The sequence below is a fragment of the Frankia sp. AgB32 genome (genome assembly GCF_023243045.1).
In the GTDB taxonomy this organism is placed as follows: domain Bacteria; phylum Actinomycetota; class Actinomycetes; order Frankiales; family Frankiaceae; genus Frankia.
In genome coordinates, this window is record NZ_JALKFX010000006.1 from 35,852 (window position 1) to 48,932 (window position 13,081).

General features: G+C 71.7%; 12 protein-coding genes. 4 read left to right on the forward strand and 8 right to left on the reverse strand.

All coding sequences use genetic code 11. The features are described 5' to 3' along the window. The first annotated feature begins 47 nt into the window (after positions 1-47). A complete protein-coding gene (gene ureG / locus MXD60_RS03305; protein ID WP_248817440.1) occupies positions 48-746 on the forward strand; it encodes an urease accessory protein UreG in 699 nt (232 codons plus the stop codon). Positions 747-1,269: 523 nt separating this feature from the next. Here the strand turns inward: ureG and MXD60_RS03310 are convergent. The 3 genes from MXD60_RS03310 to MXD60_RS03320 all read right to left on the reverse strand — a co-directional run bounded on the left by MXD60_RS03310 (position 1,270) and on the right by MXD60_RS03320 (position 5,038). After that, the gene (locus MXD60_RS03310; protein ID WP_248817441.1) at positions 1,270-1,602 is read right to left on the reverse strand and encodes a type 2 periplasmic-binding domain-containing protein; all 333 of its coding nucleotides are present in this window, start codon (positions 1,600-1,602) and stop codon (positions 1,270-1,272) included. Between the two features lie 47 nt (positions 1,603-1,649). Beyond that, a complete protein-coding gene (locus MXD60_RS03315; protein WP_518467257.1) occupies positions 1,650-3,779 on the reverse strand; it encodes an EAL domain-containing protein in 2,130 nt (709 codons plus the stop codon). Between the two features lie 647 nt (positions 3,780-4,426). Further along, the gene (locus MXD60_RS03320; protein WP_248817443.1) at positions 4,427-5,038 is read right to left on the reverse strand and encodes an NAD(P)-dependent oxidoreductase; all 612 of its coding nucleotides are present in this window, start codon (positions 5,036-5,038) and stop codon (positions 4,427-4,429) included. A 98-nt stretch (positions 5,039-5,136) separates the two neighbouring features. Between MXD60_RS03320 and MXD60_RS03325 the strand changes: the two genes are divergently transcribed. From MXD60_RS03325 to MXD60_RS03335, 3 genes are all read left to right on the forward strand, one after another. Beyond that, on the forward strand, positions 5,137-5,661 hold the full coding sequence (locus MXD60_RS03325) for a MarR family winged helix-turn-helix transcriptional regulator (protein ID WP_248817444.1): 525 nt from the start codon (positions 5,137-5,139) through the stop codon (positions 5,659-5,661). A 14-nt stretch (positions 5,662-5,675) separates the two neighbouring features. Then, a complete protein-coding gene (locus tag MXD60_RS03330) occupies positions 5,676-6,260 on the forward strand; it encodes a hypothetical protein (protein WP_248817445.1) in 585 nt (194 codons plus the stop codon). Positions 6,261-6,354: 94 nt separating this feature from the next. Beyond that, the gene (locus MXD60_RS03335) at positions 6,355-7,908 is read left to right on the forward strand and encodes a carboxylesterase/lipase family protein (protein ID WP_248817446.1); all 1,554 of its coding nucleotides are present in this window, start codon (positions 6,355-6,357) and stop codon (positions 7,906-7,908) included. Here MXD60_RS03335 and MXD60_RS03340 read toward each other — a convergent pair. The 5 genes from MXD60_RS03340 to MXD60_RS03360 are packed head-to-tail and all read right to left on the reverse strand — an operon-like array spanning position 7,823 to position 13,013. Further along, complete coding sequence (locus MXD60_RS03340; RefSeq protein WP_248817447.1) at positions 7,823-8,845, reverse strand: STM4011 family radical SAM protein; 1,023 nt, start codon at positions 8,843-8,845, stop codon at positions 7,823-7,825. The genes MXD60_RS03335 and MXD60_RS03340 overlap by 86 nt on opposite strands. Beyond that, the gene (locus MXD60_RS03345; RefSeq protein ID WP_248817448.1) at positions 8,845-10,170 is read right to left on the reverse strand and encodes an STM4012 family radical SAM protein; all 1,326 of its coding nucleotides are present in this window, start codon (positions 10,168-10,170) and stop codon (positions 8,845-8,847) included. Before MXD60_RS03345 ends, MXD60_RS03340 begins: the two co-directional genes overlap by 1 nt. Continuing rightward, the gene (locus MXD60_RS03350) at positions 10,167-10,970 is read right to left on the reverse strand and encodes an STM4013/SEN3800 family hydrolase (protein WP_248817449.1); all 804 of its coding nucleotides are present in this window, start codon (positions 10,968-10,970) and stop codon (positions 10,167-10,169) included. Before MXD60_RS03350 ends, MXD60_RS03345 begins: the two co-directional genes overlap by 4 nt. Next, entirely contained in the window at positions 10,967-12,049 is a 1,083-nt protein-coding gene (locus MXD60_RS03355; RefSeq protein WP_248817450.1) for an STM4014 family protein, read from the reverse strand. The genes MXD60_RS03350 and MXD60_RS03355 overlap by 4 nt, the downstream gene beginning before the upstream one ends. A gap of 7 nt (positions 12,050-12,056) precedes the next feature. Further along, the gene (locus MXD60_RS03360) at positions 12,057-13,013 is read right to left on the reverse strand and encodes an STM4015 family protein (protein ID WP_248817451.1); all 957 of its coding nucleotides are present in this window, start codon (positions 13,011-13,013) and stop codon (positions 12,057-12,059) included. Between the last annotated feature and the right edge of the window lie 68 nt (positions 13,014-13,081).

Consider the following 13,081-nt stretch of genomic DNA (forward strand, 5'->3'; position numbering starts at 1 on the left):
CGGCCGCCGTGCCGGGACCACCACGACGCGATGGAGAGCGAGCCCCGATGCACCTCGGTCACGACCTCAACGATGCCCAGCACCTCGCCGGCGGCGGGACAGGCGGCGGGCCGGTGGCGCCGCTCGGGCGGGCGCCGCGGATCGGGATCGGCGGTCCCGTCGGCAGTGGCAAGACGGCGCTGGTCGCGGCGCTGTGCCGGTCGCTGTCGTCGAGCCTGCGCCTCGGCGTCGTGACCAACGACATCTACACCACCGAGGACGCCGACTTCCTGCGCCGCGCGGGCGTCCTCGACCCGGGCCGCATCCGCGCGGTGGAGACGGGCTGCTGCCCGCACACGGCGATCCGCGACGACATCACCGCCAACCTCGACACCGTCGAGGACCTGGAGGCCGAGACCGGCCCGCTCGACCTCGTGCTCGTCGAGTCCGGCGGCGACAATCTCACCGCGACGTTCAGCTACGGCCTCATCGACCGGCAGATCTTCGTCGTCGACGTCGCCGGCGGTGACAAGGTCCCCCGCAAGGGCGGCCCCGGCGTGACCAGCAGCGACCTGCTCGTCATCAACAAGACCGATCTGGCCCCCCTCGTCGGCGCCGACCTCGGCGTGATGGCCCGCGACGCCGCCGTAGCCCGCGGCGACCGCCCCGTCCTGTTCACCTCGCTCGCCGACGACCCCACCGCCGCCGACGTCACCGCCTGGGTCCGCAGTCAGATCACCGCGCTGATGGCTCCCGTCGCCGGCTAGCTCGTGTCCGGGCGATCTTGCTGGTGGGCGAGTCGTCTCTGCATGTGCTCTGGCCGGGTTGGCAGGCAGCTGGTTGCTGGGGCTCGGTGTTCGGCGTGCCCGCGACCGCCGCGGCTGGCTCCCTGCCGCCCGCCGCCGCCCCCGGCCGGCCGGGGGGCTCGGAGGTCACGGTAAGCGACGATAATCAGGGACCGCCGCGATTCAGAAGGACCACGATTGTCGTTCTGTAGGGTTCGGCGCCCGTTTTGTCTGTACCAAGCGACCACAAAGCTCCTCAGCCACGCAGCCTCGCTGCGGGGAGTAGCGATCAAGGGTCTGGCTGCCCCTCGGCGGGACCGGGCGCGCTTCTGATTGATGCCCGATGGGGCTCGGTGTCCGGTTTGCCCGTGTAAAGGGGTCCGCTGCGCTGCCGACCGGTCGCTTTGAAGGGGTCGGTGTCCGGATGCCCTCACCATGATCGGCCGGACACAACCTAGCGGACCACCGCCTCCCGAGACGCCCTGGCACTGCCGGTCTGAGCGGACTACTCCTCGGACAGCAGCCGGCTGAGGGCCGCGACGATGCGCGCCGTATCCACGTTGGGCGGCAGGTCGAGCTCCATGTTCGTGCCCGGGCCCTTGACCAGCAGCCGGATGGGCTGGCCGGTCGCGGGCTGGCGTCCCACCCAGCGGCGCAGTGCCCGCGCCAGGGTGGGAAGCTGGCCGGCCAGGCCCGCCACCGTGATGAAGCTGGCGAACAGGTTCAGGCCCTCCACCGCGATCATCAGCTCGGGGGCGCCGCGAGTTCCGCTCTCGCCCAGTTCCAGCTCGGCGATCACATCCTCAGGCAGACAGAGCTCCACACGTTCACTCGCCATTGAACTCACTCCAGTTTTCGCGGACAACGATGTGCGCGGCGCAGCCCTTACCGCAGAAAAGCTGCGATCCGCTCACGCAGATCCAGATTCAACGGCAGCAGATCAACGGAGGCCGGCTCCTCGGTGATGTAGCCCTGTACGTAACGGATGCCCAGGTTGTAGATGTCGCTGAGTCGCACCGGACACTCGGAGTCGAACCCCTCGACCACCACCACACGGGGCTGCGCCGAATGGCCGCGGTCCATTGCCGCCCTCGCAAGCTGGACGACGAGTTCGAGCTCCTTGAGCGCGAGGGCGTGATGGAGAATGGAGCGGTCGACCTTTATCTGGGTGAGCGACAGTGTGGATATGCGGTCGAGCGAGGAGTGTCCCACGCCGAAGTCGTCGACGGCGAAGTTGACGTGCAGGTTTCGGGAGAGGGCCGCGAGCCGGGCCTGGAAGTAGGCGGAGGGGTTCGGCTTCCACCGGTCCCACTCGTCCGAGCGGGGTTCGATCGGATCGCGCTCGGAGATTTCGAGCGTGACGGCATGCGGGGCCAGCCCGGCTTCGCGGATCGCATCGGCCAGCCCATGGGCGTAGGCCGCGCTGAGCAGCGCCCGCACCGAGACGTTGATGGACACTGGCTTCGGGGCGTCGTGACTCCACTGGCCGCGGCTGTGGGCCAGGGCAAAGGAGCGGATTGCCTTCGTCGCCAGACTCTTGTCCCGTTCGATCAGGAACTCGTCCCCCCAGACGTCGGGAATGGACAGCACATCCAGCGGGGCTCGGCGTGCCTTGCTGTCCGTGCGCGCGAGCGCCTCCCAGCTCTGAATTCCCACCGTATTCGCACGATCACTGAGGATCATCACAGGCTCGAACACCATCACCAGGGAGTCGAGCAGTCTGCTGTATGCGCTCAGGCCCTGCCGGTAGAGCCGCAGTGGTAGCCGGCCGAACTCCGCGCGCAGAGCGGTCAGCACGTCCACCTCGACCTTCAGCAGGTCACGCGGCGACCATCTGGTGAGCATGGTGCTGGCAATCACCACCAGCGGTTCGCCGATGTCGAGAAACGCAGGAGCCGGGTCGACCACGACGAGCGCCGACATCGCCTCGGTGTCGGTCGATGTCAGCGGGACCACAAGCAGCCTGGGTCCGGACGCGGGCGTGATCACATGTCCCAGGACCGAGCGGTCCTGCCGGACCACCGAGGCGACGACGGGGAAGGTCTCCGAGAGCTGCTCCGGGCTCAGATTTCCCGACGAGCCGACAATCACCGATTCGGCTCCGGAGAGTTTGAGCTCGAGCACGGCGGACGCGTCGAAGGCATACCGCAGAGCGCCCAGTGCCGCGAGCCGGTCGCTGCCCTCCGGGCGCGTCAGACCGCTGTCGGATCGAAAGATGCGCTCCAGCAGTTTCTCGATGAGGCCAAGCTCGGACTCCAGCGGATTCCGGCAGGCCGTGATGCTGGTGGCAGCGACGGGGCGCGGTACCGGCCGCGCGTTCCCGGCGGACTCACCGGCCCCGAAAACCGGCCGGGTGAGCGCTGTCGCCGGGCCCCACCCCTGGACGACGCACCCGGGTTCGGGCTCTATGTCCTGGGCGCGGACGTACTCGACCAGACTGCCGAACGTCACGCCTCCCCGGGCGTCCGCAGCCTTACCCTGCAGCCCCCGCAGCACGTGGTGGGTGACCACCCCGCCACGAAGATCATCGTTCTCGCGAGCGGCCTGGTTGGCCGCACAGGCGAAAAGAGCGGAGTGTCGAGCAGGGCGGTGTCCCTCATGCGCCTCCTCGATGGCCTGCGGAAGTTCCTGCCTGATGCGCACCGGGTCGGCCCCGGCCGCCATCAGGTAGGCGCCGGCATGGCAGCAGTCGAGGATGAGGAAGGAGGAACCGGCTGTCGCGTGGAAGACGTCCCGCCAGAGAAAGCTCATGCGGACGCCCCCGTCCGGGTCCTCCCGCAACGAGTTCAGATCGAGATCGGTCGTGACAAGATACGGATCACTGTGGTGCCGCCAGCGCGACATCACGGCATGGCCGGCGAAATACACGAAGAGTATGTCCGACGGCGTCATGTCCAACGCCGCCGAACGAAGGGCTTCCTTCACTTTTCGCGTGGTCGCAGCCGGACCGAGAAGAAGCTGGACGTCAACGGAGTCGAACGTGCCTGTTTTTTCATCCGTGAGGGCGTTGTACATCGCCTGCGAATCAGCCTCGGCGTGACGCAGGAGCGGGAGCCTGACGCCGGTGCCGCAGGTGTTCGTACCTACGATGACCGCGTATCGCCGCCCGTCCAACAGATGCCCCCATCGCCGCCTCGCACAGTGCCGATGAGGCTATCGCATCGGGATGCGTGCATCCGGGCCCATCCACCGGATCGAGCCCGACCGAGCCCATTTCCTGGATGACCGGGCCGCAATCCGTGACATAGGGCGACCAGTGGTCCTTACCGCGCCTCGAGCGACGAATGACCACCGTTCCGTAGTACATCCCGAGAACCGACAAAAGCCCTGGTAGATCGGTTGCCGGGCGCCGCCGACGCGCGGTCTGCCACGAGATGCCGCAGAGATTCGGACATGTGACCTACCCAGCCCAGCAACATCCTGTAGTTGTGATCACGGATAATGCTATCCGCACGGTCCGGCCCAACTCCGCAGGCCCGGGCAGGCTGTGGCAGGCAGGCGACGTCCCCGCCCCAGCCGCTCGTCGCGGTGCCAGGCGAGGCCCGGATCGTCGAGTACCGCCGGATCAGTGACATCTCGGCCGGCGGCGACTGCCTCGACCGCGAGGCTGCGGACCCGTCGTCATGCAGGTCCGGCTCATGGAGGGGACCTGCGCTGGCCGGCTACGAGGTGATGGCGACGGCTCGGCATACGAAGGCGTCACTGGCGAGCTGGGCAAGCATGAAGTCGGCGACGTCGGCGTAGGAGATCGTGGATCTGACGGTCAGGTGCAGGTCGGTGCCGGTGCGGTAGTGCCCGGTGCGCTCACCGCCCGTGAGGATCGCTGGTCGCGCAATCGTCCAGGCGGTGTCGCTGGCGCGGATGAGTTCTTCCATTCCCTCCTTGTCCCGCATCAGTGATCTGATCGCGACCCGGGCGAGGGCGACGTAGAGGTTGCGGTGGCGGCTGTCGGCGACGCCGTAGCCGCTGACGGCCACCAGGCGGCGCACACCATGGGCGTCCATCGCCGGCAGGATCGTGCGCATCCCGTCCGTGCAGACCGTGCTTCCCCAGCTGCGCTGGCCCAGGGCACTGAGCACGGCGTCGCTGCCGGCCACGACCTGCTTCACGATGTCCGGGTCGCGGACGTCGCCGGCCACCACGCGCAGGCGCTCGTGGCCGGCGAGGCGACTCGGGTCACGGGTCAGTGCCGTGAGGGTGTCACCCCGCAGGAGTGCCTGCTCGAGCAGGTGGCGCCCAATGTGGCCGGTGCCGCCGAAGACCGCCAGGTGCATGTCGCATACCCTTCCAACTCATCAACACTTGGAGAGTCCAAGTATCCACCCCATAGTTGGATTCTCCAAGTGTTTGAGGGTCCAGGTAATGTTGGCAGGTGGTCGACCTCGTGGGCCCCACCGACGACGAGTTGACCCATGCCGTCGTCAAGCAGGTGTTCCTCCTCGCAGGCGCGATCAACGCGCTCGGCGCGGACCTGCTGAAGGAACTCGACCTCACCGAGCCGCTCGCGAACGCCCTGTGGCGGCTGGACCCCGACGCGCCGCCGCCCTCGATGCGCGCGCTCGCGTCCGCCCTGAACTGCGACCCTTCCACCGTCACGTTCCTCACGGACCGGCTGGAACAGCGCGGCCTCATCCAGCGGCGACCGGTGCCCGCCAACCGGCGACAGAAGGTCATCAGCCTCACCCCCCAGGGAGTGGAAGCCCGCAGCCGACTCGTTCGGACTCTGACCACGGGCTCCCCGTTCGCCCAGCTCTCGCCCGCCGACCGGCACCACCTCCACGTGCTCCTCGCCAGGGCGGGGGCCGATCCGGACATGTTCACCTGCCAGGCGCCCGCGCCCTCGGGGTCCGCTACGGACCAGGACGCAGCGACCACGCCACCCGGTCCAGGTCACTGAGTGAGGTTCTCGAGATGCAGCGTTATGAGGCCGACAGGCCGTCCGCAGCCTGGGCGACCGTGTCCGATGTTCCCGCGCCGCCCGAAGCTCCAGCTCATCCCCTCGCAGCCGAGGCAATCGCCAACCTGCTGCCCGCGCGTCGGCGCGTGGCGGAGGCCGTGACGGCGGCGATGGCGGAACTGGCACCGGCGTCCGCACTGATCACCGTCACCATCAACGCCCCGGACGGTCCTGAACTGGCGCGGGCACGAGCCTGGCTGGACGAGGGTGAGCTGGCCGCGGACGAGGTCGGCCGGCGCCTGGGGCAGCCGGTGACCGAGGCGGATCTCGTGGGCTGGGTCAGCGAGTGGCCGCTCACGGCGCGCGGCTCCGACCTGGTCGGGACCCATCCGGTGCTGCCGGCGACCGAGCCGGCCGAGTTGTCGGTCCACATCGCCGACTGGCTCCAGGATTTCCTGGCCGACGTCGGCATTTCGGACCCGGTCCCGCCCTGCCCTGGGCACGCCCACCCGATGCAGTTGGACGTGCGCCACGGACAGCCGTGGTGGCTGTGCCCGCGAGGAGAACCCATCCGCGCGTGGCGCGCCGCCACCGGGTGACGCCGGTAAATGGTTCGCGGGCGGCTTGATCCTCCGGCATGATTCCGCCGTCCGCGTCCGCGTCCGGGCGGACGGCACCCACGCTGGAGGAACCATGACGGCCACTGCCGCCGGACCGCTGTCCGCCGGGTCACAGCCCGAGGTCCGCGCGGCGGGCGGGGCGCTGCGTGGCAGCCTGGAGTCGGGCGTGGCGGTCTTCCGTGGCATCCCCTACGCCGAGGCGCCGATCGGCGGCCTTCGCTTCGCCGCGCCGAAGCCGGCCGGGCGCTGGGACGGCGTGCGCCCGGCCCTGGCCTACGGCCCCCCGGTGCCGCAGACCGATGTGCTCGGGCGGGGTCCGGCTGCCACGGACGCGGCGGCGACTGAGGTCTGGCTGACGGTCAACGTCTGGTCGCCCGCGCCCGACCCGGCGGCGAAGCTCCCGGTCATGGTCTGGATCTACGGCGGTGGTTACACGGTCGGGATGTCGAGCTGGCCGGAGTACGACGGTGGCCGGTTGGCTCGCGACGGCGGTGTGGTCGTGGTGACCTTCAACTACCGCCTCGGCGTGGAGGGCTTCGCCCAGATCGACGGTGCGCCGCCGAACCGCGGGCTGCTCGATCAGGTTGCCGCGCTGGAGTGGGTGCGGGAGAACATCGGCGCCTTCGGCGGCGACCCGGGCCAGGTCACGATCTTCGGTGAGTCCGCGGGTGGCGGATCGGTCGCCGCGCTGCTGGCGATGCCCCGCGCGGCTGGGCTGTTCCGCCGCGCCATCGCCCAGAGCGTGCCCGGCACCTACTTCTCCCCCCAGCTTGCCGCCGACCTGGCCGCCGCCTGCGCGGACGAGCTGGGGCTGCGTCCCACCGCCGCGGACCTGGCCACCGTCGACCCGGCCCTGCTGGCGCTCACCGGAGACTCCGTCACCGCGACGATGCCGGCGCGCGCGGACCGCTGGGGCCAGGCGGCGCTGCGGTCGATCCTGTTCTCGCCCGTCGTCGACGGCGACGTCCTGCCGACCACGCCGTGGCAGGCGCTCGCCGCCGGCGCCGCCCGCGACGTCGATCTGATCGCCGGGCACACCCGTGACGAGCATCGGCTGTTCACCGTCTTCACCGGGATGCTCGGCCAGGTCACGCCCGACCAGGCCAAGACCGCGCTGCGCGATTTCGCCCCCGGCGCGGACGGCGCCCGCCGCTACCGGGACGCCTATGCCGACGCGAGCCCCGACAAGCTCTACGAACTGGTGCACTCGGACTGGCTGTTCCGGATGCCGTCCCTGCACCTGGCGCAGGCCCAGGTGGCCGGCGGCGGCCGGGCGTACCTCTACGAGCTGACCTGGACGGCCCCGGGGATGGGTGGCGCGCTCGGCGCCTGCCACGGCCTCGACGTGCCGCTCGTGTTCGGCAACCTGACCAGCGGCCAGCCCGCGATGCTCCTCGGCGAGAGCCCGTCCGCCGAGGCGACGGCACTGTCGGCGCGGATGCGGACCGCCTGGACGGCATTCGCCACCCACGGCGAGCCCGGCTGGCCGCCCTACGACCCTGAGCAGCGCCTCGCGCAGGTCTTCGACGCGACCCCGACCGTCACCGCCTATCCGGAGGACAGCTCCCGCCAGATCTGGCAGGACCACGTGTTTCCGGCGCTGCACCTGCACGGCGACCTGTCCTGAGCCAGTCCGCGGGGATGCGTTCGAGGATGCCGCCGGCGAAGGTGTCGTAGAGGCCGAGCGGTGCGAGGTGGACGTAGCCGATGTGGCAGTCGCAGCGGTCCAGTGGGCAGGTCCGGGGACGCAGCCCGGCGCGGAACGAGTCGTCGTAGAGGTTGCCGAGGGTCGTCGGGACGAAGTGGCAGCGGCGGACGGTGCCCGCGCCGTCGACGGACACGACGGTGTCACCGGTGCGGCAGGGCAGGCCGCGGCTGGGGTGCGGGGTGCGGCTGTGGGCGAACAGCGGGTCGATCGCGGTCCAGGCGGTCGCCTCGGCGGCGGTGTAGGTGTGGCCTTCGGCGGCGTTGACCCACAGGTACACCTCGGCGGGCAGGTCCGCGCGCAGGCGGCGCGCGGCGGGCAGATGCTCGGGCTGGCCGACGACGCCGACGCTGAAGCGCACACCGCGGTCGACGAGGTCGCGGCACCTGCCGAGGAAACGCTCGTGGGGTACCTGGCTCGGATGGTAGGTCGTCCACAGCGCGAGGCGGCCCAGGTCGGCGTCGGACGTCCAGTCGACGCGGTGGCTCAGGTTGGTCTGGATCGCGACGCGCCCAACGTGCGGCAGCTGGCTGAGTTCGACCAGCGCCCGCCGGTACCAGGAGCGGACCAGCGCCTCGCCCCACGGGGTGAACAGCACCGACACGCCGTGGCGCTGGGCGCGGACCCAGTCGACGAAGCGTTCCAGGGCCGCCCGGTCGGCCCGGAGCTGCTCCGGGGTGTCGCGCCGCTTCGCGAACGGGCAGTACGGGCAGTCGTAGTCGCAGCTGGCCAGCGGCCCGCGGTAGAGGATCGTCAGCTGCCGCGAAGGGTCGTCGTCGGCCGGGACGGCCGGAGCATCCCGGCGGCCCTGGTCGTCGCGGCCGTCAGCGCCGCGTCGACTGTCGTCGGTGGGCATCATCAGCGCGCGGTGTGGTCGGTCATGAGGGCGCGGACCCGGGCTGAGAGGAGGGCCGGGCCGATGGCGTCGGAGTGGGCCAGGCCCTCCGGGGACAGGCGGATCGTGCTCGGGGACTCCTCCGCCAGCCAGCCGCGTTCGGCGAGGCCGGCGAGGTCGACGTCGGCGGCGGCGTCGGTGTGGAAGCGGTCGCGGTAGGCGGCGCGGTCGAGGCCGTCGGCCTGGAGAAGGGACTGGATGAGGTGGCGGCGACGGCGCTCGTCGGCGTCGAGGGTGAAGCCGACCTGGGCGTGGTCGAAGTCGGTTTCGCGGACGTAGTCGTCGATGATCGTGCGGACGTGGCGGGCGCCGACCGCGTAGTCGAACGAGTAGTGCAGCTCGGAGGTGTAGGACCGGGCGCCGCAGCCGAGGCCGATCATGCCATCGGTCTGGCAGCAGTACCGTGTGCCGGCGTCGGCGGCGTCGGCGGTCGGGCGGCGGAACATGCGCATCGAGACCTGCTCGTAGCCGTGGGACAGCAGGTGGTCGCGGCCGAGGTGGTAGAGCCGCAGGCGCTGGTCGTCCCAGTCGAGGTCGCGGCCGGCGAGGCCGGTGAGGCCGGTGAGCGGTCGGACGTACAGCGGGTAGAGGTAGAGCTCCTCGGGGCGCCAGGCGAGCGCGGCCGTCAGGGACGCCAGCCACGTGTCGGCGGTCTGGCCGCCGATGCCGTAGATGAGGTCGATGTTCAGGGTGGGGAAGCCGGCGACGCGGATGCGGTCGAGCGCCGACTCGACGTCGGCGCGTTTCTGCGGGCGACCGGCGGCGCGGGCTTCGGTGTCGAGGAAGCTCTGCACGCCCATCGAGACGCGCGTCGTACCGAGGTCGCGCAGGACGGCGAGTCGGTCGGTGGTCGCGGTCGCCGGGGAGGTCTCCACGCTGAGCGGGACGGTGCCCGGCGCGGCGAAGCGGGCGAGGATGGCGCCGAGACGGTCCAGCTCGGCGGCGGTCAGGTAGGTCGGAGTGCCGCCGCCGATGGCGGTCGTGGCGACGGAGACCTCGCCGTGTGCGTCGGCCGCCGCGGCCTCGGCGAGAGCGGCGTCGACGGCGGTGGCCTGGCGGTCCAGGGCGTCGAGGTAGCGGCCGGTGAGGTCCGCGGACGCACCGGTGCGGGTGAACAGGTTGCAGAAGCCGCAGCGCATCTCGCAGAACGGCACGTGCAGGTAGAGGGCGAGCGCGGAGCGGTCCTCCCCCGCCCACACGTCGCGCAGCCGCGGCGGCGGGGACAGCGGGCGGTACGCCGTCTTGTGCGGGTAGGCGTAGAGGTAGTGCTGGTAGGGGCTGTCGGTCATGACAGCACGAACTCGCCGTAGGGGACGGTCCAGACGACCTCGTGGCCGAGGCGGTGGCCGGTGTGGCCGTCCTCGCCATATGCGGTCCCGTGGTCCGAGCAGACGATCACGAAGCAGGGCCGGCGCATCAGCGCGAACAGCCGGCCGAGGTGCCCGTCGACGTGGCGCAGCGCCGCGGCGTGGGACTCGCGGGTGTCGCCGTGGTCGCGGCTGGCGCCGGCCAGGTAGAACCAGTTCGGCTGGTGCAGGGCGGCGACGTTGAGCAGCAGGAACAGCCGCCGCTCGGCGGGCAGGCGGGCGATCACCTCGCCGACCCGGTCGATCTGGTGGGCGAGCGAGTCCGGGTCGGTGACACCGAACCGCGGCTCCCAGTGGCTCTCGGCGAACAGCCCGGGCAGCGCGGAGCCGAGCGGCGAGAGCTTGTTGAAGAAGCCGACGCCGCCGACGCAGACCGTGTGGTAGCCGACGGCCGACAGGCCGGACGGCAGGTCGGGGGCGTCGAACGTCCAGGTGCCGGGCGCGGTGCTGGCGCTGCCGGGAAACTGGGCGGCGAACAGCCGCGGGTGCGGCCCGGGACTCGCCGGGGTCGGCAGGAAGCCGGCGAGCAGGGCGGTGTGCGCCGCGTAGGTGAAGCTGCCGGGGGTGTGGCGGCGTTCCCAGCGGCCGCCGGGCAGCAGGCCGCGCAGGGTGGGGGTCTGCCCGGCGGCGGCGAGCTCGGCGGCGACGTCGTAGCGCAGCGTGTCGAGCGTGATCAGCAGCAGGTCGTGGCTGCCGACGACGCCGTGCATGTCCCGGCTCATCGCACCCCTCCGGCCAGCGGTGCCGCCAGCGCCGCGCGGACCTGGGCGGCGTAGGTGTCCAGGCCCGCGGCCCAGGTGCCGGGCAGCCCGGTGATCCCGGGCAGCAGGTCGCCGAAGGCGTTGACCTCGCCGACCACGACGCGGCGCCAGCCGATCTCGACGAGCAGGTCGACGCCGACCATCAGGCTGCCGGGAAAGCAGGCGGCGGCCCGCGCGCACGTGTCCAGGGCCCGCGCCCAGCCGGCGGCGCCGAGCGCGTCGCGCACCGCGGGCACGCTGCCGCGCACGCCGCCGAGGTGCAGGTTCGTCAGCGGGGAACGGCTGGTCCGCACGACCACGTGCGTCGGCTCCCCCGCGATCACGACGACCCGCAGGTCGAGGACGCGCCCGCCCTGGGCGGCCTTGGGCAGCCACCGCTCGACGTGCAGCCCGTCCGGCGCCAGCAGGTCGATCAGCCGGGCCACCTCCGCCTCCCGCTCGTAGGTCCGCACCCGCAGCGCGTTGGCGTACCCAGCGCCGGCGGGCGCGGCGGAGGTGACGGCCCGGACCCGCCCGCCGGGCGCGACCCGCAGCGCCACGACGCCGCTGGCGGACGAGCCGTGTGCCGGCTTGACGAACACCTGGTGCAGGCCCGCGGCCGCCATCCGCGCGCGCAGGTCGGCGTAGCCGCCCACGGACCCCAGCCCCTCGGGGACGGTGACACCCGCCGCGCGCAGGCGGGCGTGGCAGCGCCGCTTGTCGCACATCACGGCGATCTCGTCCACGTCGGCGAGCGGGCGGGCACCCACCCGGGCGGCCGCGGCGGCGACGCGCTCCAGCGCCGCGGTGAACGACGCGTACCACCGCGCGCCCCCGCCGACCCGCGCCGGCTCGCCGGGGCCGCGCAGCAGCGCGTCGACCTCGGCGTCCTCGCCGGGCGAGTCGATCCGCAGCGGGGCGCCGGGCACGATCGCCAGCTCGGCGCCGCGCAGCACGTCCGTCCAGGCAACGACGCGGGGCGGTGCCAGGCCCGCCGCGGCGCACGCGCCGGCGAACAGCGCCGTGCGCCGATCCCGCGGCGCCCCGACCAGCGTGAACATCAGGCGCTCATTCGGAGACCGCGACGTAGAAGCAGTCGTCGTCCGGGGTTTCCTGCTGGTCGAGGTTGACTCCGGGCAGCGCGGCCCGGACCCGGTCCATCATCAAGTCGCTCAGATAGTGATGATGCAGGTCAAGGTGGCTGAGATGGGTCAGCGGCCGACCGGCCAGCAGCAGCTCGGCGCCGGTGTCGGTGAGCGTGCCGAGCGCCAGGCTGAGCGACTCCAGCCGCGCGACGATCGGCGCGCCCGCGCCCGCGACGGCCCCGGCCAGGTCGTCGGCGATCTCGGCGTCCTCCAGGCCCAGGTGGCGCAGCGCGGGCAGCCGTTCGCCGCCGAGGATGCCGGCGAGGTCGTCCACCGTGGTGTCACCGCCGTAGAGCTCGACGCCGAGCCACAGGTCAAGGTGCTCCAGCGCCGGCAGGTCGCTGGCACCGACCGCCCGGACCACCTCGGCGGGCAGCCCGCCGGACTCGAAGCGCAGCGTGCGCAGGACCCGGCTGCGCACGGGCCGCAGCGCCAGGTCCTTGCCGCCGCGCACCTCCAGGTGCTCCAGCTCGGGGAACGCGTCGAACAGGCGGGTGATGTCGGAGTTCTCGATCCACGAGATCTCCGCCTCCTCCGGGGTGATGTCGCCGAGGAACAGCGCGCGCAGCCGGGGCAGCCGCCCGGCAAGGCCCACCAGCAGGTCCACCGGGTCGGCGTTGCCGTGGTCGTCGTAGGACGCGCCCCAGTAGCCGATCACCAGATGGGTCACGGCGGCCGCGTCGACCTGGTCGACGAACTCCCTCAGGACCTCGCCGAACTCGGGCCCGTCGAACACTGTCTCGACCCGCCAGGCGACGTCTCCGGCTCCCACCGACGCGCCGCCCGACTCGTGATCAAATTCAGCCACCGGCTTGCCGGCCAGTTCAGCGAGATGCTCGTAGATCGTCATCCGGTTCCCTTCAGCGGCCTTCGTCGCCACCGTCCTATCAGCCCCCACCGACAATCCGGCGCGGCCGCTGCGGACCAGCGGAAACCCAACCGCCACAA

Bases quoted from the DNA above. Each gene is read 5' to 3' on its own strand.
- MXD60_RS03355 (WP_248817450.1), bottom strand. From the start codon at position 12,049: ATGTTCACGCTGGTCGGGGCGCCGCGGGATCGGCGCACGGCGCTGTTC.
- MXD60_RS03340 (WP_248817447.1), bottom strand. From the start codon at position 8,845: ATGATGCCCACCGACGACAGTCGACGCGGCGCTGACGGCCGCGACGAC.
- MXD60_RS03330 (WP_248817445.1), top strand. From the start codon at position 5,676: ATGCAGCGTTATGAGGCCGACAGGCCGTCCGCAGCCTGGGCGACCGTG.
- MXD60_RS03345 (WP_248817448.1), bottom strand. From the start codon at position 10,170: ATGACCGACAGCCCCTACCAGCACTACCTCTACGCCTACCCGCACAAG.
- MXD60_RS03320 (WP_248817443.1), bottom strand. From the start codon at position 5,038: ATGCACCTGGCGGTCTTCGGCGGCACCGGCCACATTGGGCGCCACCTG.
- MXD60_RS03350 (WP_248817449.1), bottom strand. From the start codon at position 10,970: ATGAGCCGGGACATGCACGGCGTCGTCGGCAGCCACGACCTGCTGCTG.
- MXD60_RS03315 (WP_518467257.1), bottom strand. From the start codon at position 3,779: ATGTACAACGCCCTCACGGATGAAAAAACAGGCACGTTCGACTCCGTT.
- MXD60_RS03335 (WP_248817446.1), top strand. From the start codon at position 6,355: ATGACGGCCACTGCCGCCGGACCGCTGTCCGCCGGGTCACAGCCCGAG.
- MXD60_RS03310 (WP_248817441.1), bottom strand. From the start codon at position 1,602: ATGGCGAGTGAACGTGTGGAGCTCTGTCTGCCTGAGGATGTGATCGCC.
- ureG (WP_248817440.1), top strand. From the start codon at position 48: ATGCACCTCGGTCACGACCTCAACGATGCCCAGCACCTCGCCGGCGGC.